13 protein-coding genes are annotated in these 19,267 nt (G+C 54.2%); 3 read left to right on the top strand and 10 right to left on the bottom strand.

The features are described 5' to 3' along the window. Positions 1 to 59: 59 nt before the first annotated feature. The 5 genes from DYU11_RS16650 to DYU11_RS16630 all read right to left on the bottom strand — a co-directional run bounded on the left by DYU11_RS16650 (position 60) and on the right by DYU11_RS16630 (position 12,362). Positions 60 to 1,121: an aldo/keto reductase gene (locus DYU11_RS16650; protein ID WP_119668818.1), complete on the bottom strand. Its 1,062-nt coding sequence runs from the start codon at positions 1,119 to 1,121 to the stop codon at positions 60 to 62. A 100-nt stretch (positions 1,122 to 1,221) separates the two neighbouring features. Beyond that, positions 1,222 to 1,977: a DUF5958 family protein gene (locus DYU11_RS16645; RefSeq protein ID WP_119668817.1), complete on the bottom strand. Its 756-nt coding sequence runs from the start codon at positions 1,975 to 1,977 to the stop codon at positions 1,222 to 1,224. 241 nt (positions 1,978 to 2,218) lie between these two features. Continuing rightward, entirely contained in the window at positions 2,219 to 2,728 is a 510-nt protein-coding gene (locus DYU11_RS16640; protein ID WP_119668816.1) for a DUF6169 family protein, read from the bottom strand. A gap of 275 nt (positions 2,729 to 3,003) precedes the next feature. Beyond that, positions 3,004 to 10,629, bottom strand: a complete 7,626-nt coding sequence (gene sov, locus DYU11_RS16635) for a T9SS outer membrane translocon Sov/SprA (protein WP_119668815.1) — start codon at positions 10,627 to 10,629, stop codon at positions 3,004 to 3,006. A gap of 317 nt (positions 10,630 to 10,946) precedes the next feature. Next, on the bottom strand, positions 10,947 to 12,362 hold the full coding sequence (locus DYU11_RS16630) for a nucleoside hydrolase-like domain-containing protein (protein WP_119668814.1): 1,416 nt from the start codon (positions 12,360 to 12,362) through the stop codon (positions 10,947 to 10,949). Between the two features lie 33 nt (positions 12,363 to 12,395). Between DYU11_RS16630 and DYU11_RS16625 the strand changes: the two genes are divergently transcribed. Next, positions 12,396 to 12,659, top strand: coding sequence for a BPTI/Kunitz-type proteinase inhibitor domain-containing protein (locus tag DYU11_RS16625; RefSeq protein ID WP_310589479.1), 264 nt, complete (start codon positions 12,396 to 12,398; stop codon positions 12,657 to 12,659). 49 nt (positions 12,660 to 12,708) lie between these two features. On the opposite strand, the gene ruvA is transcribed toward DYU11_RS16625, so the two are convergent. The 5 genes from ruvA to DYU11_RS16600 form a co-directional block, all read right to left on the bottom strand. Continuing rightward, positions 12,709 to 13,299, bottom strand: a complete 591-nt coding sequence (gene ruvA / locus DYU11_RS16620) for a Holliday junction branch migration protein RuvA (protein WP_119668813.1) — start codon at positions 13,297 to 13,299, stop codon at positions 12,709 to 12,711. 166 nt (positions 13,300 to 13,465) lie between these two features. Next, positions 13,466 to 15,073 (bottom strand): lytic transglycosylase domain-containing protein, encoded by a 1,608-nt coding sequence (locus DYU11_RS16615; protein ID WP_119668812.1) that lies wholly within the window; start codon positions 15,071 to 15,073, stop codon positions 13,466 to 13,468. Between the two features lie 106 nt (positions 15,074 to 15,179). Beyond that, positions 15,180 to 16,598, bottom strand: a complete 1,419-nt coding sequence (gene gatA / locus DYU11_RS16610; RefSeq protein WP_119668811.1) for an Asp-tRNA(Asn)/Glu-tRNA(Gln) amidotransferase subunit GatA — start codon at positions 16,596 to 16,598, stop codon at positions 15,180 to 15,182. A 120-nt stretch (positions 16,599 to 16,718) separates the two neighbouring features. Then, entirely contained in the window at positions 16,719 to 16,919 is a 201-nt protein-coding gene (locus DYU11_RS16605) for a Sec-independent protein translocase subunit TatA/TatB (RefSeq protein WP_119668810.1), read from the bottom strand. Between the two features lie 73 nt (positions 16,920 to 16,992). Continuing rightward, positions 16,993 to 17,466 carry a YkvA family protein gene (locus DYU11_RS16600; RefSeq protein WP_229365873.1) on the bottom strand — a complete coding sequence of 158 codons (474 nt, stop codon included), beginning with the start codon at positions 17,464 to 17,466 and terminating at the stop codon, positions 16,993 to 16,995. Between the two features lie 198 nt (positions 17,467 to 17,664). Here DYU11_RS16600 and mdh point away from each other — a divergent pair, with 198 nt between their 5' ends. Both mdh and DYU11_RS16590 read left to right on the top strand, forming a co-directional pair. Next, positions 17,665 to 18,606 carry a malate dehydrogenase gene (gene mdh / locus DYU11_RS16595; RefSeq protein ID WP_119668808.1) on the top strand — a complete coding sequence of 314 codons (942 nt, stop codon included), beginning with the start codon at positions 17,665 to 17,667 and terminating at the stop codon, positions 18,604 to 18,606. A gap of 207 nt (positions 18,607 to 18,813) precedes the next feature. Further along, on the top strand, positions 18,814 to 19,167 hold the full coding sequence (locus DYU11_RS16590) for an energy transducer TonB (RefSeq protein ID WP_119668807.1): 354 nt from the start codon (positions 18,814 to 18,816) through the stop codon (positions 19,165 to 19,167). Positions 19,168 to 19,267 lie beyond the last annotated feature (100 nt).

Below are 19,267 nucleotides of genomic sequence, written 5' to 3'. Positions count from 1 at the left end.
GGTAGCCGGGGGCTGATTTGCAAATGCAGCCGACAAGTAAGCAACCCCAATCGCCGGCTCTACTTCTGCGATACGGCGCTGCGGTTGGGCGACCAGTTGCTGCCGCTGATGCGGTCGTTGCCCTGCCGCTCGATCATCCACTGCGGATACGGCTTCGGTCTGGCGCTGACCTGGTCCAGCTCGGCCATTTGTTCGTCGGTCAGCTCCAGTTCAGTGGCCTTGATGTTGTCGGTCAGTTGGTCATTGTTTTTAGCCCCGATGATGACGCTCGTAACGCCCGGTTTCTTCAGCACCCAGGCCAGAGCCACCTGCGCCACCGATACCCCGTGCTCGTCGCCAATACGCTTCATAACGTCGATTATATCGTAAGCGTATTCCTGATCAACGGGCGGAAAATCGAAGTTCAGCCGGCGCGAACCATCACTGGGCTTATTGTCGCGGGTGTATTTGCCCGACAGGAACCCGCCCGCCAGCGGACTCCAGGGCAGAATGGCCATCTGCTGATCCTGCACCATCGGCACAATTTCGTTTTCGAGGTCGCGACCGGCGATGGAATAATAGTTCTGGGTGGAGACAAACTTGCCCCAGCCCTGCTTTTCGGCAATGCCGTTGGCTTTCATGACCTGCCAGGCCGCCAGATTGCTGCAGCCGATGTAACGTACCTTGCCCCTCCGTACTACGTCTTCCAGACCCCGCATGGTTTCTTCGAGGGGCGTAACCGGGTCAAACCCGTGAATCTGGTACAGATCAACGTAGTCGAGTTGCAGGCGTTTCAGGCTACCCTCCAGTTGCTGCATGATTTGCAGCCGCCCCAGACCGACCTGATTCTTGCCGTCGCCCATGCGGCCGCGTACCTTGGTAGCAATAACAAGTTCGTCGCGCTGTAGGCCGAGGTCTTTGATAGCCTGTCCCAGCAGCGTTTCCGATTGTCCGAAGGAGTAGACGTTGGCCGTATCGATGAAGTTGATACCTTGCTCAACGGCCGTTTTAAGAATGTCGTTGACGGCTTCCTGTTGCAGTTCGCCGATGGCCTGCCAGAAACCGTTGCCGCCGAAGGTCATCGTGCCCAGGCAGAGTTCGGACACCAGTACGCCGGTGTTCCCGAGGAAGTTGTAGTTCATGGTCTGAATGTATGGTCAGCAAATGAAACCCATCCGGGGCCGAAAAGTTAGCCCTGGTGCACAATTCTCCTCGTCAGGTGTAAGCGGCTTGGATCTGAAGTTAATGAATCGAGAACAGGAGCTCGTCGTTGTATTTTTCCCGTAAGTGCTGGTCAACGACATCCCAGAGCACCTTGTTGGCACGATCAAAATCCAGCCCGTACTGCTTGACCAATGCTTTCCGTAACGAATTCGACAGCAGCCAGACCGGCCGGTTGAATGCATAGCCGTAGCTTTTAATGGATTTCTCGATTACTTCGTCGTACGAAGCGAAATGATATTGATGGTGACCTTCTGGTTCAGGTGCCTCTGCCAACGCTTTTTTCGCCATCCGGTCGTCATGTAAGAGTTTAGCGATGCTGGTAAACTCCCCGCGAAAGCTAAGATTAGAGTACACCTCGTTCACCACCGCCCGGTAGCCTGCCAATAACCGGTCTACAACGTCACGTTTCGAGAAGTCCCAATACCACCAGGAAGATGGATTTTCGTTCTCAATAGCGTACTGTCGTTGAAAATCCCGTTTGAACTGAGCCAGCAGCAACTTGTATGATTCATGCAGCGTGTTGTCCTGTACGTTAATACGTCGAATAAATCTGTTCCTGTTGCTGAAGCTTTTAATTACGGTGTGGGGCGCTTCCGGCTCAGTAGTTGTCTCTTCATCAACCGCCGGTTCCAGCTGCTCCAACAGGTGCAGTAACTCATTGAAACGTAGCCCTTGACCAGCCTCATCCAGTTGAGCAAACTGATGAAGCAGTTCTTCCTCCGACAGTGCTCCCTGTCCAAACTGTATGATAATCAGTTCCTCTTCTAACCGCATGGCTCTCGCTGTTTGTGTGGTTAATGACCCGTTCGCAACCCGCTTACTGTACTGCGTGAGCAGAAAACACTACGTTGCTTATGTAAGGTACGAGTGTTTCTGATTAAACAAGACAGCCCCGACGAGCAATGGCTTATCAGGGCTGTAGTTTGTTATTGATCGGATTGCTTTACTCGGCCAGATTAAACTTGACCTGTATACCACCGGCCGTAAAAGATCCGGCTAGAATGCCTTAATTCTTTTATTTTTCGCCTAAAGCTAAGCGCCTAAAAGCCATATACATCTCAACCTGATATGGATTGTCTAACCTGCAGATTAAGGCAGCAAAGTATACCGTTCCATCATCGTCAATTTCAATCGGAAACTCGTAGCGGGTGAAACGGGCTCCTACCTTGATATGTTGATTATACCAGCGATCAAACAGTCGCTTACGAGCGTAGGCGCGAGAATCCGAATCATCACATATATAAATCATTCCTCGCTCCCGAACTTGAAAGAAATCATGAACGATTAATGCTATCGTAGTAGAGATTCGCTCATCAACCGGCGGCAATTCAGGGGTAAAGGGGTTATAAACGAGATCAATGACCATCTCGTAAACATAATCACTTAGTACCGGGTCAGGAAGTAAATAACCACTGGGTTTAAACCGAACTTCGTAGCCAACATCGTTGATTGATACAAACGCATACACGTTATTCGAACCACCCAACGCTTCAAATTCATAAGCGGGAGCTTCTCTGTTGGGCATTGCGTTTTCTCAGACGATCAATCACCTCCCTGACCTCAGGGTTTTTATAATCATTTCGTATCTCTTCCTGCCCCTCCCGCTTGATTCGCATTAGCTCCCTTGCAAAAGCTAATGCGCGTTCGCGACGGGCCTGTTGCTCGGGTGTCATAGTTGCATTGTCCATAGCCGCGTAATTAATTTTTCAATGTTCTAAATCAGCTCACCAGTAGCAAAAACATCAGTAACCGTATTACCGTTCAAAACCTTGATTTTAAAGCAACTAATTCAATGTTAAACTATTCGGCCAGATTAAACTTGACCTGTATACCACCGGCCGTAGTGGCCCGGCGGAACGAGTTTGACACCAGCGGATCGTTGAACGTCCGGTCGAAGTAGAAATTCAGGTTCAGACGGCGGCTCACGATGTAGCTGACCTGCGGCCGCAACTGGAAGTTTACGTTACCGGCCGTGATGGTGAACTCGTTGTCGAGTTTCCGCTGGATAGCCCGCGTATCGCGGAACGTCAGGCTGCACGAGAACGTAAGGTCATTTTTTAACCGCTTGTAGGCGCCGTTAATGCGGAACGGCAGCCGGAAATTATTGCGCGTAAAGCCCAGTGAAGCCGTCAGGTCTTTGTTGGTCAGTTCGGCTACCTGCGCGTTCGACAGGTTCAGCGCTACGTCGCGGCTCTGGTTGTATTCCAGCCGGCCGCTGATCCGGTTCCGGGTCTGGAACTGTACCCCCAGCATCGGCGCAAACTTCTCCGACATAGTAATCGTACTCATCGCAAACACCGGCACAAACTGCCCCTGGCTGTTGGCATACGCAGCCAGCGGATACCCCGATACGGCCAGATTCACGTACAGCGCCCCGTACTCCAGGTTCGACACGAAATTGCCGACACTGTAGTTTGACGTGTAGCTGTGGGTCAGCGTAAACGCACTGAACTGCTTCCGGATGAACGGCAGCCCCGACAGGCCGTTGTAATCGACGCGCCAGTTTGGCAGCGGGAAGTTGTAGAACGGCGACAACTGCGCTTTCTCCTTGGGCTGACCGCTGTAGGCCGCAAAGAACGACGGAATCAGTACGTCCTGTGAGTTTTTATCGTATTGAGCGAGCTTTTCGGGATTAGCCTGCGTCAGCCGGTCGATGAAATATTCACGATACTCCTCAAACCGGTCGAAGATCGGCGACGAGTTATCCCGGCGCAGGCCGATGAACGCGGTCCGGAACGACCAGAATGACATATTGAACTGGCCGTTACGCACCGGCGTCTGCGTTTCGAACGGACCGCCTTCAACCCGTGGCCGGTAATATTCCTGGTACGCATCCGTACGGGTCAAGCGCCATTCCACCTGCATCCGGAAATCCCGGAATGGCTCCAGGGTAGTCCGGGCGTTGAAGTTCTTCGAGACTGTTTGCTGGAACGCGGTGTTCTGCACGATACTCGGCGACAGCCAGCCCCGCTCGGCAGCCCGGTAGTGGATGGTTCGGTTCTGGCTACCCAGCACAAAGCCCAGCCCCGGTGCATTATCCCTCGACAAGCCGAAGAACGATGGTGTCGGCAGGAAGCCGGGCAGAATCGTCGACTCCTGAACGGTATACGAGAAGTTAATTCCCCGCACCGTCAGCAAAGTCCGGGTGAAACTCTTCAGCAGTTTGCTTTCACTCCGCTGAATCTCTTCAATATCGCCTGGGTTCCGGGCAAAATTCTTCCGCACCGGCGACGGCGTATTGGCCCACCGCAGGGCCGCAATCTTGTTGTACAGCCGAATCAAATCGACCCGTCCCGTGATTCCCCGCTCACGGTTATTCCGGACAATGTTGCCGAATGGAACCCCCGTTGAGTCGGCGATCCCAAATGAATTGGCCTGGAACTGATAACCAATGCCGTAAATCGCATCAGCCGCCATCCAGTCGAGCAGCGGAATCTTGTCCAGCGGCAGACGGTACGTAGCGCGAATGTCCTGCACAAAGTTTTTGACCCGGCCAAACCGCCGGATGCTTTGCAGAATCGAATCCCGTTTGGCTTCGGAATTGATATCACCGGCCGGTTCGTCGATGATTGAGTTCGCTACGCCCCGGTACGTCACCACGAGGTTGCGCGTCAGGTTCCAGGTCAGGTCGTAGTACCGGTTGAACAGGAAGTATTTTTCAAATTGCGGTATGATGCCTTCTGTAGTCAGGTCCGAGTTACGCAACTGCGTTTTAACGAAGCTGCGGTCCATATCGGTCCGGATGGAAACCAGCGTAGGCAGCAGCGTCAGGTTGAAGTCTTTCAGCCAGCGCAGGTACGGTGCATCGAACGACTGCCGGTTCCGGAATGGTTCAAACGCTTTCGGCTGACTACTGTACGTGTACGAAATTCCGCCCCGGTACTGCCGCTGCAGGTACTCATCGGTCAGGATATTAGTCCGTCTGGCGTCGTTGAACGCGTAGGTAAAGGCAAAGTTTTCAAAATCCCAGAAGTGCGTCTTCGCATTCGGGTTCGTTTTTATCTTCCGGACATTCGAGAAGTTGTAGCCCCGGCGCGTTGAGTTATCCTGCACCAGTCGGCGGTAAGCCAGCCGTTCGTCCACGTTCTCGATGATGGACAGTGACTTGTCGAGTTCCGTATCCGGATCGAGCGGGTTAAAGTGCGGGTCGACCCTCCGGTTGTCGTAGTTAACGTAGAGTGGAATCCGGAAGCCCCACCGCTCCGGCAGGAATTTATCCACCGCAATAGCCGACGAAATGCCAAACTCGCTGGTTGTTTCCTTGGTTCGGTCACCGATTCGGGTCTGCACGCCACCGAAGCCGAAGGTTGAAATCCGGCCTGAAGCCGTCACGGTCGCTACGTCGGCCAGTTTAGCGTTTACCGAGCCGATTGCGGCCATACCTCCCTGCTGGTCGAATCCGTTGGCCCGTAGCTCGTTCACCCAGATGGTAAAGCTTTTGGGTCGCTCTCCATCCCCCTGAATTCTCGGGTTTCGAACCCCGATCATTACCGTCTGCACCGAACTCAGGTCAGGGTTCCCCACCACTGTAATGATGTACTTCCCCGCCGGATCCGAAGAACGGCCACTGAACGGCAGCGACGTTCGGCGGGTTAACTCCTGATTGCGTCTGAGCTTAAGGTTAATGAAGTCTTCGAGCGCTATGTCCAGTTCGTTTTCAACGGGCCAGACCTGTTGACGGAATAACTCATCGTCAAAGCTTCCGGTGATCCCGCTCGGGGTTGCCGTCAGATTCGGAATTTCTACTTCGTAATAGTTATCCGTAAAGTCGGTTCCAATCCGCACGAACGCCGATACCTGACCACTTTCGTTCTGGTCGTTGTGCATGTGGATGAACATTTTCAGCCGCTCGCGGAACTGAAGATCGAAGTTGGTGTTACGGAAAGCCGCCCGGGAGTCGCCGTCGCGCAGGTTTGTTACGCTCATCCGCATCGACTGCTCGTTCAGTTCAACCTGGTTTACCTGCGTGTAGTCCCGGTCGCGCCGGTAGCCCGGCGGTACGGTATAGATGTATTTATCGCCGGTTGTAACCCCGGCCTGATCGCCGTTTTCTTCAATATTTACCGTCGATACCGTAAAGTTGGCGTCGTAGGGCTCCGGTACCTCCTGCAAACCCCGCTGGTTCAGATCGCCGGTGTATTTACGGTACTGGTTGGCTTCCATCTGCAACTGCGCAAACCGCAGCACCACCGGCTGCTGGAAGTCAGTCAGGTACATCCGGACAAAGCGGATCGACTTGAAACCGTTGATGTTACCCACTTTGCGCAGGAACTCCCGCACCGGTATCCGGAACTGGTACCACGTAACGGGTTGTGGCAGGCCCTGTGGCTGCGTAACGATTTTATCAACGATGTATCCCTGTCCAACGTCTAGCCGACCGGGCCGCAGGTCGACTTCGTACTCGTAGTACGCTTCGTTGTCGTTGATGGTGTTATCGATATTGAGATCTTCAATATCCGGCAGGGTTGATGATGCCGGCGTCAGCAGGTTATTCGGATCGGTGACTTCGGGGGAGTTGTTTTCCATCCCCATAAACCGTTTATACCGGGCCACAACGTACTTCTGCTGATCCGCCTGTTCGCCAAGATAGAACCGGAAATCATCGTTAGACGGGTCGTTCTCAATCTCGTTGAGGGCTTCGCCCGTAACACCCCGAGTCCGGAGCGTATTCAGGTAGTCGCGGAAGAAGGTTTGCTCGTCTGCGTTCTTCAGACCGTCCAGACCAATGTCCTGGTTTTCGCGGCCACCGCTCTGGAACGCATTGGTCACAAACTGCTGCAAGGGAGCACGCCCCCAGGCGGTCCGCTCCGTACCCAGTTGCCGGTTTGTACCGGTCGTATCCCCATTGGCCGGGAAACCGTTCTCAAACTGGTAGCGGCCGTCTTTGATGACATCCTCCGAAATATCGCCAAGGTTGAAAATCAGCTTACCACCCGTTGTATTGTTCGTGTTCTTCGAATCATCCGGACTACCCCGTACTACCCCCGACTCACCCTGTACGAAGGGGTCCATCAGCCAGAACGTAATGTTTTCGACGTTGGCGTTATCGAAGTCGATGTCCGACGCCACCGCCCGCGTAACCGACCCGAAATTCTGCCGCGGGTTAGGCAGCTGGCCATCGGTCGTCAGGTTCGGATTGTAGTTATACATCCCCCGTTCGCTCGGGAAGTACGATACGTCGAGAATGCTCTCCGGCAACTGCACCACCCGCGCCGACCGCCCTTTGAACAAATCGGTCGGCAGGAAGTACCGCTCGTAGGCAAACGCGTTCAGTTGTTCCGGATCGATACCGGTCGATACGGTTCGCAGGCCGGTAGTTCCGTAAATAGTCGGGTCGACGGAGTACACTGAAATCCGCGCCCGGTTGTAAGCGTATTCAAGCGGGTTGCTGAACGACCCCTGCGGGAACTGCTGTGGCGTAGCACCCAGCCGCCAGCGAGTCGGCTGACGCGTAAGGTCGTAGATGGTACGGGCGGCTTCAAAGTCGTCGATAAACGCATCATTGTTTACCCGGGGATTTACGCCCGGAAACAGTTGCGCCACTTCGCCCTGGAACTGAATCGTCGATAACTCTTTCGTCTGGATCAGCGGCATGGCGTCCAGCAGTCGGGTCAGTGCCCGCGACTCCTTGCGGATGTTCGCATCGAATCCGAGGATGGTATTGTTGACCGGTTCGTTACCAATGGCCACGCGCGTCAGGAAGCCCGCGGGCGTTTCCCGCATCCGCATCGCCGTCACTCCCAGGTTCACGTCGGGGCTCAGGCTGTAGTCCAGGCGCGTACCCAGCAGCGTCCGGATCTGGTTCTGGAACAGGTCAGGCTGCTCGAAGCTGATCCGAATCTCGCGGCCCGAGTTCGTTACGCTCTCGTTTATAATCCGCAGCCGCCCGGTCTGTCCTTCGAGCACGTAGTCCTGCCCGGCAACCAGCGGTACCCCCCCGGCCGTTACCTGCACCGATTGTTCATTGACGCCGTAGGGAAGCTGTACTTCCGCGCCGTTGCCCGACTGATACGCGCCCCTCAGGAAAAACTTGTTTTTATCAGCAATCTGCTGCGCATCGGCCAGGGTGGTTCGATACAGTTCATTGAAGACGTATTTTGCCCGCAGCGCTTCCTCTCCCGGCAGGAATTGCCGCTCCAGATACGATCCAAACGGCTCCAGGACGGGGAAGATAATTTTTCCGTAGCGGCTGTCGACAGTATAGTTCTCGACAAAATCAAAATTACCGTCGGGCTGAGCGTCCAACTGCTGATTGAGCCGGTCCATGCCAAACACCTGCACCAGCGGCCGGTTCTGAAGCTGTGTACCCTCCTGGAGGTTGGGGTTGTCGATACCCGTCAGGTCGTCCTTATACACAATCCGAAGCTGGAATCCCTGCCGCGCGATCTGGGCCGTATTGAGCGAGTAGATGTTTTTCATCATCAGGTTCCACATCGGCAACTGGAGATTGTTGCGGATCGTCGATGACTTCAGCAGCTTCAGCACCAGCACCTCTCTGGGTTCCCGGCTCTGGTAATCCTCGGTTAGCTCGCCCACTTTGTAGCGACGCCCCTGGTACGTATATTCATAGGCAACGGCCAGAATCTCGTCGTTGCGCAGGGGCGTCACGAGCGAGATATACCCCAGATCGGGCTGGAGTTTGAACTCCCGTTCGGTCAGCCGTTTTGCGCCCCGCAACAGTTCAAAATCAACAGTCTTTTGCAGATTGTACGTACTGGTCAGAACCTCATTGGCTTGGTCTACCTGCCGGAACGGATTCTGTGGATTGGACGTCAGGCGACCAAACAGACCATTGGCCCGGTTATCGGCGGGCGAGCTGCGGTTGATCGGCTGTAAATTCGGGTTGTTGGCGCTGTACGGTGCCCCCTCGCCCAAATCCTGAAAACCGACAATATTCCGCAGCGATTCGGTGGTGTTGGTCCGGTTGGTTACGTAAACCTCGATCCGCGTAACGTTCACGCCCGACGTAACCTGCGGCAACGACCGCAGCGATTGCTCGTAGCGACTCCGGAAAAACTGCGACAGGAAGAAGTGCCGGTTCTCGTCGTACTGATCGGCCCGGATTTCAAACGGCCGGTTCGACGTACCGCCCCGCAGCACAATTTCACTCTTCCGCGACCGTTGCTGCGACGCAACGACCGTAGCCCGCAGTTTGCCAAACCGGAGCTGGGTTTTTACCCCGAACAGGTTCTGAACACCCGGAATCAGCTGACTTGGCACGGCCCAGCTGATGTTACCCGCTTCCAGCCCCTGAATGATGCTCTCGTTCTGCGGCTGAAACTGCCCCGGCACAGTTGGTGTCGGCAGGCCGTTCTGCAACGGGTTCTGTACGTTATTGAGGGGATTAGACGGCAACCCGCCGATGCCATTTGACCCGATCGACGGCAACCCGCCGGCGGGCCGGTAGTTCAGTTTCAGCGCGTTCTCAAAATTGAACGCAGCTTTGGTATCGAAATTGGCCAGTACGCCCAGCCGTTCGCCAACCTGACCGTTGAAATTGATACTGATCTGTTCATTAAACAGGAAGTTACCGTTCCGACGCTGACGTACGGGAATGACCGGGTTATCAATAAACTGGTACAGGTACCCGAAATCGAGGGTAACGAAGCCGTTTGGTTTAAAATTGACGCCCCCTCCGCCAAACAGCCGGTCGATCACCGGTGGTAGTTCGAGCTTGGGAACCAGCCCCCGCCCCGTCACCGAACTCTGCCCATCCCGACGGGCACCGTACTCCCGCCATAAATTTTGTTGAACACGTTGGTTCTGTAACTGGTTATAGGTAGAAAATGGAATGGTTTCGGCCGGACGGTACGGTAACCCGTAGTTGGAGGGCGGTAAGGCCCCGCCAACCGGAATACCGGGCGAAAGCGTTCCAGGGGGTGTAGTCGTCGGTGTTGCGGCCGCGGGTGGTGTTGTTAAATCATTCGAACGGCCCTGTACTGTGTTGGGCAGGGGCGCTCCAGATAAGGATACACCCGACCGAACGCGTTCGGTAACATCGATACGACCGGTGGGGTCAAACTGAAAGTCGGTAGAAACGCCTTTGGGGTCGCGTAAGATATAAGGCGACTTCGACGGCCGCTCCGAAAAACGGGTTGACCGACGGTCGGGCCAGTTTACGGTTGGCCGACGGTTAGCGCTACGAGCGGCTCGAATGCTGTCGTTGCGCTCCTGAATAGCCTGCTTGATTGAATCGGCACGAAACGCTGCCCGCCGACGAGCCTCTGCCCGCGCCGAATCGGCTGCGGCCTGCTGGCGTCGGCCTGCATTTCGCCGGGGCTGGTCCTGCGCAAGGGACAAACCAGGGCCTAGCAATAGCCATACTACCGGTATCAGCCACACGTTAAGCCCCGGAATGGGATTGATCAACGTGGTTAAGCGCAGATAGTTGAGTATGTATTTGTGAACAAGGTAAGGGTTCACCATTAGGGGGTACTTTCAGGTTCAATAGTGGTACTCTGACGGTTAAGTCCTATCTACAAACGGCCAATATCGGGCCAATAGTCTAATAGCGCAGTATATTTTTTAAACGTTCACGATTTGTGCATCTCCGCAGCCCGGTCAATCTTGACGAATCGTAAAACTACGAAAAACCTACATCTTTTATAGAACACTAACGAAACGGGCGCTTAACTATTTTCCGATTTCATTACGAACAGTTTCTCATTCGTCCGTACGTACTGATTATCTGTTTCTTAAACTTTGTTACGCTTAAGTTAAATAATCGTTACGACCGTAAAATCCTACCGTACCACGATCAATAAGCGCCTGTAACTGGTCAAGTTAGGGCTTCCTGTATCCGTCACTTCAAGGACAACCGGCACCCGACGCCCTTTCCACGCGGTCGGAATCTGAATGCTTAGATTAGCCTGCTCAGAAAGCGGCTCTGGAAAGTCAGCCCCCGGATTTGGATAAGCCAGCCAGCGGAACCTTAACCGGTCGCCGTCCGGATCGTGGGATGCTTCTCCATTCAGGGTGAGCGATGTTCCAGCCCGTATGTTCAGTTCCGGTTGCATCAACTGCTCAACGTCCCGGATCATCGCTATGGGTGGGTGATTGGCGTTAAGGTAAAACTTCGTACACCAGTCGAGCCGCGCCTGAAAATCATGCTGCCAGGCTTCCCGCCAGCGGTATACAGCCGCCATGCGCGGATCAGGATCATCGGCAAACTGCCCCACCGAATCAATTGCTTCAACGTACTGATTGGCTTGCTTTCGTCTGAAACGCCCACCCCAGCCGCCTGCTTCTGGCTGCTTCCATACGTTGAGCCCATTGGACAGCAGTCCCAGAAACGACGGCGTATCGCCTTCCTTTACCCCTTTAACCGGTCCGAGCTGACGGCTCCAGATGTCGCCCCCGCGGTAATTCACGTAAAGCGCTCCCAGCGGTCCGTGCCCCTGCTGTATGTTTTCGGCTACCCAGACCGAATCCAGCAGCGTTCGATCCCCTCCCCGGTACATTCCCCGAATTCCGTGGTTGCGCAGGATATAGAACAGATTGGGAAACTGTTCACGAATCCAGACGCCTGTCTGGTCCTGGTCGTAAATAGCGTGTACGCGTAGTTTTGCCACAAACGCGTTAACCGCATCAGCAGACCGGGTTTGCCTGACTTTCCACAAGGCCTGTGCCAAATCGGCCGAGCCACCCCAGATGCACACCCAGACTGGTCGCGGGTCAGCCCGATCAACCACCTGAATAAGCCAGTCCGATGCTTCGGTATCCTTGCCTGCGCCCACACTGGTTTCCAGCGGCTGGCCCGGCCCGGCAAGGGGCTGTCCCGCCTTGATGAGTCGGCTTAACTGATCAGCGGGCGGATAAGCCGGGCTATGGTTCAGTAGGTTGCGATGAACCTGTCCGTAGGCAGCAACTATCCGTTGAATCAGTTCCGGCCGGACGAGCTGCCCATGGCGCAGGTTCGACGAAGCGACCAGCCCTTCTACGTCGAGATCATTCGTGTACAGCATCAGCCGGATCAGCGACTGACTATCGTCTGGTTCACCCTGCTTCTGGTCAAGGCTGCTGATATCGGTCAGAATGATAACGCGGGGTTTGTCGGAACGTACTTCCAGATGTGGTCTGGGCTGTATTGCCTCTGAATGCTGGCGTACGTAGCCTGTAACAAGGGCGAAGACCAGTGAAAGTGATAGGAGTAATCTCATAACCAGCGCATCATACAACTGTTTTCCAGCCCGATGGGTCTTGTTGGTATGAAGAAGCCGAGCCGTTTCATCTACCTGTCTGGCTTGCTGCTGGTGCTGCAAAACTGCCAGAGCGACTGTGCCAAACCTGAGCGCTGCGAGTTGGAACCAGAAACTGGGCCCTGCAAAGCGCTTTTCATTAAATTTTATTACGACAAAAACGAAAATCGCTGCAAGGAGTTCGTGTGGGGTGGTTGTAACGGGGTTGTACCGTTTAATACGCTGGAGGAATGCAGTGCCTGCGAATGCTCAAAATAGCCCTACAAAAACTCCCTCATCAAGCGGTTAATGAGGGAGCCGGTTCTCTTTATCGTAGCGCCTGACGAATGACCTCTTCCACCGACAGGCCAGCGTCGGTCCTCAGAATGTCGTCCACACTCTTCTCGGCGGTCGGCTTCGGAAAGCCCAGGGCAACCAGCGCGGCCAGTGCTTCTTCCCGCACCGGATTGGCAGCAGCCTGTTGCCGGTACGTCGGTCCATCAGGCACAACGCCTGATTTCTTCATCTTATCCCGCAATTCGAGAATAATGCGCTGCGCTGTTTTGGCACCAATGCCTTTGATCGCCTGCACAGCCCTGACGTTTTCGCCCAGGATAGCCAGCCTCAAATCAGCCGGCTGCATGGCCGACAGCATGCCCAGCGCGGTATTCGGGCCCACTCCTGATACACCGATCAGATCCAGAAAAAGCGATTTTTCATCCGCCGATGCAAAAGCAAACAGTGTCTGCGCATCTTCGCGAAAGTGGTGGTGAATAAACAATTTTACGCGATCGCCCCCACCCGGCAGCGTAGCGTATGTTTGAAGGGAAATATGCACTGAATAGCCAACCCCCTGCACATCGATGATGGCGTGCGTTGCTTCTTTATAAGCCAGCGTACCGTCTAAATAGGCAATCATTAATTCTGCGTAACGCGTTCAGAAAATGGTTTGTAAAATGAGCTAAAGACAGGACTGCCAAGCCCGGATAACGGCTAATCCAATAGTCGTTTAATTAGCTGTCAATCTGGTAAATATACAAAAAACCCACGACTTTTCTGCGAAAATCGTGGGTTAATCAGTAGGTTTATCCTACTATCAGTTTCTGACCGGGCCGGAGTGAATTGCCCCGGATGTGGTTCAGTTTTTTCAGCTTATCGATAGAAATTCCGCCGTACCGCTGGGAGATGTTCCACAACGTATCGCCCGCCTGAACCCGGTGATACCGCGGTTTATACCGCTTTGCACTGGCTGCCACCGCAGCTTTCTTCTGCCCTTTGGGTGTGCCTTGTTCGGCCAGTTGTTCAGAGCGCGTTTCGGCAGCTTCTTTCAGAACTATCAGCTTTTGCCCCGGCTTGATGGCGTTGGACCGCAGGTGGTTCCATTGCTTCAGGTCATACACTTCTACGTTGTACCGGTCGGCCAACCGGAATAAACTCTCCCCACGCTTAACCGTATGCGTCTGCTTCCGGGGCTTCTTCAGCACCACCGTTTCAATGTCATCTGCTTCGGGCTCTTCATTGGCCGCCAGGGCCGATGCTTTCCCGGCAGCTTTATTAACAGACTCCGTTTCCTCGGCCAGTTCTTCCAGCATCAGATTCGCCAGGGGCGACACATCCCGCTGCGCATACAGCTTGCCCAGCGAGTCATTGTATTGAATGTCTTCTGCCGACGCCAGCAGTACGTGAGCCATGGCTACGGGTATCCGACTCGCGGAATCCATGATGGCCCGCCGACGTGACGTAAAGTACCCATAATTCGCCCGCGGTATGCGCAATGGATAGCCTCGGGTGTATTCAGGCAGAATGGTGGTCGTAACGGCCGGATTCATTTTTTTTAAGTCTTCCAGCGCTATCTGACTGTGCTTGGCGAACGTTTCCAGATTGAAATAGCCGTGAATCTGGATGGTGTCGTGGGGGATTGGGCGCTCATAGTTTTCGGCGATGATCCCGTGTTCGTTGGCGTGGTTCATCATGTAAATCTGAGCGATGAACTGCGGCACATAAGCCCGGGTTTCCTTGGGCAGCTGGTCGAACACGGTCCAGAACGAATCGCCCCCCGACCGACGCATCGCCCGTTTTACTTTGCCGGGACCGCTGTTGTAAGCCGCCAGGGCCAGATGCCAGTCGCCGAAGATGTTATAGAGGTCGCGCAGGTATTTGCAGGCCGCTTCGGTGGCTTTAACGGGGTCCATACGCTCATCGACGTAATCGTCCTGATACAGCCGCAGGTCACGTCCGGTGCCGGGCATAATCTGCCAGAGACCGCCGGCTCCCGCGTGCGAGATGGCCCGTGGATTCAGCGCCGACTCCACTATAGACAGGTATTTCAATTCATCGGGTAGTCCGTATTGGGCCAGCAGGCGTTCGTAGAGCGGAAAGAACATCGGCATCCGCTCCAGCATGGTACGTGTAAAACTCGGCTTGCGGAACGTGAAATAATCAACATACGCATGAACCGTCTGGTGATAGGGCAGCGGAATTGTTTTCTGCAACCTGGCAAGCCGCTCCATAATGAGACTGTCCGGAACAGTCGGTACGTAGGCCACGGTATCGGCCTTTATGACACTCGCCGAGTCCGCCTTCTGGCCAGGCGTCCCGGTTAGAATCGTAGTCTGGGCGTGGGCAACCGAAACTAGCCCCAGCGCCACACTCAACAGCCCTCCAATCAGCAGGCTACGGTTCATGTGTTGCATTTGTTTATGGTTAGGTGTACGTTACGATTATAGCGTTTGTCGTTTCCGGTTCGTCGTGCCTACACCCCAACCAAATCGTCTGGCGATGCAGCACAACCTTTCAACGTCAAACCAGACTTCTGGCAAAGGCTACCAGTGCCCCCTCAGCGAAGGGAGGAGCCATAATTTGCAGACCAATCGGCAGACCGGCCGCATCCGTACCGTTCGGAACCGAAATGGCGGGATAACCGACCACGTTGGCCTGTACAGTAAAAATATCGGCCAGATACATCTGTAACGGATCATCGGCCTTTTCGCCCAGCCGAAACGCCGGGGTAGGCGTCGTGGGCGAAATTAAAAAATCGTATTGGTTAAAAACCCGCTCCGTTTCCTGTCGAATCAACCGACGAACCTGCTGGGCTTTCGTATAGTAGGCATCGTAATAGCTGGCGCTGAGGGCAAACGTACCCAGCAGTATACGCCGACGCACTTCGGGGCCGAAGCCCTCTGTGCGACTTTTCTTGTATAACGATACTAAGTCAGAAACTGAGGTAACCGCTCGATAACCGTAGCGAACGCCATCAAAACGGGAAAGATTCGACGACGCTTCGGCCGTTGTAAGAATATAATACGTTGGCAGCAGATAATTGAGTAACGAGAAATCGACCGGCTCTACTTCGTGGCCGGCAGCCCGGAGCTGGTCTATGGTTCGCTGCGTAGCGGCACGTATACTTTCGTCGACGCCATCACTGTCAACGCCCTCGCGCAGATAACCGACCCGCAGCGGTCGGCTGGGCAGCTGGGTTTGTGAATAAGCCTCCACAGGACGGCTCGATACGGTACTGTCGAACGCATCGGGGCCGGCCATGACTTCCAGCAGCAGGGCCGCATCGTCGGGGGTATGGGTGATGGGACCAACGCAGTCGAATGACGATGCGTAGGCGATGAGTCCCCAGCGGCTGATACGGCCGTAAGTTGGCTTGAGCCCGACTACCCCGCAAAAGGCTGCCGGCTGACGAACCGAACCACCCGTATCGGAACCGATGCTGGCCAGACAGAGACCGGCCTGCACTGCAACGGCCGAGCCGCCACTCGATCCGCCCGGAACCCGTTCCGGGTCAGCCGCATTCCGGACCGGCCCAAAGGCTGAGTTTTCGTTCGACGACCCCATCGCGAATTCATCGCAGTTCTGCCGGCCAATAATGATCGCGTCTTCGTCCAGCAATCGCTGCACGGCGGTGGCGGTGAACTGAGCGGTAAATCCATCCAGCATGTTACTACCCGCCCGCAGGCCATGCCCCGCGTAGCTCAATACGTCCTTGAGACCAATGACCATTCCCGCCAGTTTGCCGGCCAAGCCGTTTGCCAGTTTCTGATCAACAGCATCGGCCTGCCGACGGGCTTCCTCAGCGTACACTTCGGTAAAAACGTTCAGGTGGCGGTGTTCATCAATGCGGGTGAGGTACTGCTCCACCAACTGGCGGCAGCTGATAGCTCCGGCGAGAAGATCGGCTCGAACAGTAGCGTAGCGTTGGTAGCGGGTCAAGCGGAAGGTAGTTTAACAACAGGATGCCAAAGTTGCACCCAATGGTTCAGTAATACAAAAACAGACAACCGAATGGGTCCAGTCCGGCACCACTCCGTTGTCTGTCTATGAACAACTAAATTACTTCGTTTCCTTAAGGCCGTCCTCGATGTTGTCGCGGACATCCTTGGTGGCATCCTTAAATTCGCGGATACCTTTACCCAGGCCCCGAGCCAGTTCTGGCAACTTCTTGGCGCCGAAGAACAGTAACAGCGCCAGGAAGATCAGTAACATCTCCTGACCGCCCAAACCCATAATTGCGAAAATGCTTGCAAAAACCATGATTATTTTCGGATTTGAATGTATGCAAAGTTAGTAAACTCCTTCTTAACAATCCATTAAAACAGGATGAATATTACCCGATCTTAATGGTTTGTGTCGTGTTTCGGGCGGGTCGGGGTGCTTCCTCTGCCGGGGTCGTCACGCCTTGCTCCCACTGCCGAAAGCGGTCAATATCACCGCTGACCGCCGTAAATAGCCACCCTACAAGGGCAATGTCATCAACAATACCCACAATCGGCAGAATGTCCGGGAGGATATCAATCGGATTTAAAAAGTATAAAAGTACCGCTATTATACTCACCAGCGATTTCCACGGCAACTGCTTATATTCACCCGAAGCATACGCACGCAGCATACGGGCCAACAGGGAAATCTGCTCGCGGAAAGCTGTGATATTTTTTCCCGACAGGCCACCACTTTTATTCAATGCTTCACGGATAAGGGCAAAAATTCGGGTGCTGTTGCGGGCATACCGTACCGCACCAATGTTCGCTCGTTTAAAAAAGATGGACGTCAATACACGCGTCAGTAATCGTTGTTTAGCCATAGTGTGAAAAGTCAAAATCATCGGTTGGTTACTACCAGCAGATGACTGCCGTCGTGGCGAAGGTATAACAAAAAAAACGCCACAATATTTCATTAAACCAGCAACAGGCCCGGAAGTTTATACGGCGTTCTGTTGGTTTGTCCGGTATGGTACGTGTATTTTTACCGCCGGTTTTAACCCTTTAATTCCGAACACTGTATGAAAATAACCGTAGTAGGGGCCGGTGCTGTCGGTGCAACGACCGCCGACAACATTGCCCGCCGGGAACTAGCCGAAGAAGTGGTGCTGCTGGATATCAAAGAAGGCCTTAGTGAAGGCAAGAGCCTCGATATGTTTCAGACGGCAACACTGCTTGGCTTCGATACCAAACTCACAGGTTCTACCAATAACTACGAAAAAACGGCCGGTTCAGATGTGGTCGTTATTACATCGGGCTTGCCGCGTAAGCCCGGCATGACCCGCGAGGAACTGATTGGCACCAATGCCAACATCGTGAAGGGCGTCGCGCAGAACATCCTTCAGCACTCGCCCGACGCGATTCTGATCATTGTGTCGAACCCGATGGACACCATGACGTACCTGACCCTGAAGTCGCTGGGACTGCCGAAAAACCGTGTTATCGGTATGGGAGGCATTCTGGATTCGGCCCGGTTCAAGACGTACCTTTCTTTTGCCTTAAACTGCCCGCCCAACGATATCCATGGTACGGTGATTGGCGGTCATGGCGACACAACCATGATCCCGCTGACGCGCCTGGCTACGCGCAATGGTGTCCCTGTCAGCCAGTTCCTTGATGCCGACACGCTGAAAAAGGTAGCCGCCGACACAATGGTAGGTGGTGCTACGCTGACCGGCCTGATCGGTACGTCGGCCTGGTATGCACCGGGAGCGGCTACGGCCCTGCTGGTAGAAAGCATCGTTCGCGATCAAAAGCACATTTTCCCCTGCTGCGTGTATCTCGAAGGCGAATATGGTCAATCGGATATCTGCCTGGGTGTACCGGTTGTGATTGGCAAAAACGGCTGGGAGTCAATCGTCGATTACCAACTAAACGAAGACGAGCAGGCGGCTTTCAACAAATCGGCCGATGCTGTCCGGAACATGAACAACGTACTCTCTACGCTGGAATTAGGCGTGTAGCTTACTATTTTGTGCAAAGTGCCCCGCAGATCGGCCGATCTGCGGGGCACTTTTTTTGTCAGAACCGACCCAGCGACCTGCGTAAAACTACGTACTGGTACGTACTACTCCCGAATTTTCAGTTTGGGCGAATCTCCTCTATCCGGCCCCGACACGGCGTTATACTTTTGCATCGTCCTTTGACAACAACAACTACAACAAATACTAATGAAACCGATCCTCTTTTTAATGGCGCTCTGGACGATGCTCACTTACGGAAGTCCGTCCGCGCATTCCTTGTCGAACGATGAGGGCATCCGGCGCGAAAAAAAGTTGGAAAAGCAGCTGCAAAGCTATCTATCGTACCCGAACGTGCTTCAAAAAAGTCAACGGGGCGGCATTGTCATGATTCGCTTCCAGGTCGACACCGGCCACCGGATTACAAACCTGGAAGTGCTGACTGACAACCCGGCGCTGAAAGCCACGATCGAACAGGAATTAGCCGGTAAGAACATCCTGGGGAACGTAGCCGAGCCAACGCAGATTTACCTGGCCCGCCTGCGCTTCAAACCCGGCGCGTAACGCTTATCCAACTGACCAGTAGCTTAAAAAAACCGGCGTATGCATACGTCGGTTTTTTTATAGTTTCTGAACGCTCAGGGGTTTGAGCTAAATTAATAAA

Origin of the sequence: Fibrisoma montanum (assembly GCF_003583365.1) — a bacterium.
In the GTDB taxonomy this organism is placed as follows: Bacteria; Bacteroidota; Bacteroidia; order Cytophagales; family Spirosomataceae; genus Fibrisoma; species Fibrisoma montanum.
This window is presented reverse-complemented; position numbering and strand designations above follow the sequence as displayed.

What these genes read in the sequence shown, in the direction of transcription:
- mdh (WP_119668808.1), top strand. Translation starts at nt 17,665, where the DNA reads ATGAAAATAACCGTAGTAGGGGCCGGTGCTGTCGGTGCAACGACCGCC.
- DYU11_RS16640 (WP_119668816.1), bottom strand. Translation starts at nt 2,728, where the DNA reads ATGCCCAACAGAGAAGCTCCCGCTTATGAATTTGAAGCGTTGGGTGGT.
- DYU11_RS16625 (WP_310589479.1), top strand. Translation starts at nt 12,396, where the DNA reads ATGGGTCTTGTTGGTATGAAGAAGCCGAGCCGTTTCATCTACCTGTCT.
- DYU11_RS16615 (WP_119668812.1), bottom strand. Translation starts at nt 15,073, where the DNA reads ATGCAACACATGAACCGTAGCCTGCTGATTGGAGGGCTGTTGAGTGTG.
- DYU11_RS16590 (WP_119668807.1), top strand. Translation starts at nt 18,814, where the DNA reads ATGAAACCGATCCTCTTTTTAATGGCGCTCTGGACGATGCTCACTTAC.
- DYU11_RS16605 (WP_119668810.1), bottom strand. Translation starts at nt 16,919, where the DNA reads ATGGTTTTTGCAAGCATTTTCGCAATTATGGGTTTGGGCGGTCAGGAG.
- DYU11_RS16650 (WP_119668818.1), bottom strand. Translation starts at nt 1,121, where the DNA reads ATGAACTACAACTTCCTCGGGAACACCGGCGTACTGGTGTCCGAACTC.
- DYU11_RS16600 (WP_229365873.1), bottom strand. Translation starts at nt 17,466, where the DNA reads ATGGCTAAACAACGATTACTGACGCGTGTATTGACGTCCATCTTTTTT.
- DYU11_RS16630 (WP_119668814.1), bottom strand. Translation starts at nt 12,362, where the DNA reads ATGAGATTACTCCTATCACTTTCACTGGTCTTCGCCCTTGTTACAGGC.
- sov (WP_119668815.1), bottom strand. Translation starts at nt 10,629, where the DNA reads ATGGTGAACCCTTACCTTGTTCACAAATACATACTCAACTATCTGCGC.
- ruvA (WP_119668813.1), bottom strand. Translation starts at nt 13,299, where the DNA reads ATGATTGCCTATTTAGACGGTACGCTGGCTTATAAAGAAGCAACGCAC.
- DYU11_RS16645 (WP_119668817.1), bottom strand. Translation starts at nt 1,977, where the DNA reads ATGCGGTTAGAAGAGGAACTGATTATCATACAGTTTGGACAGGGAGCA.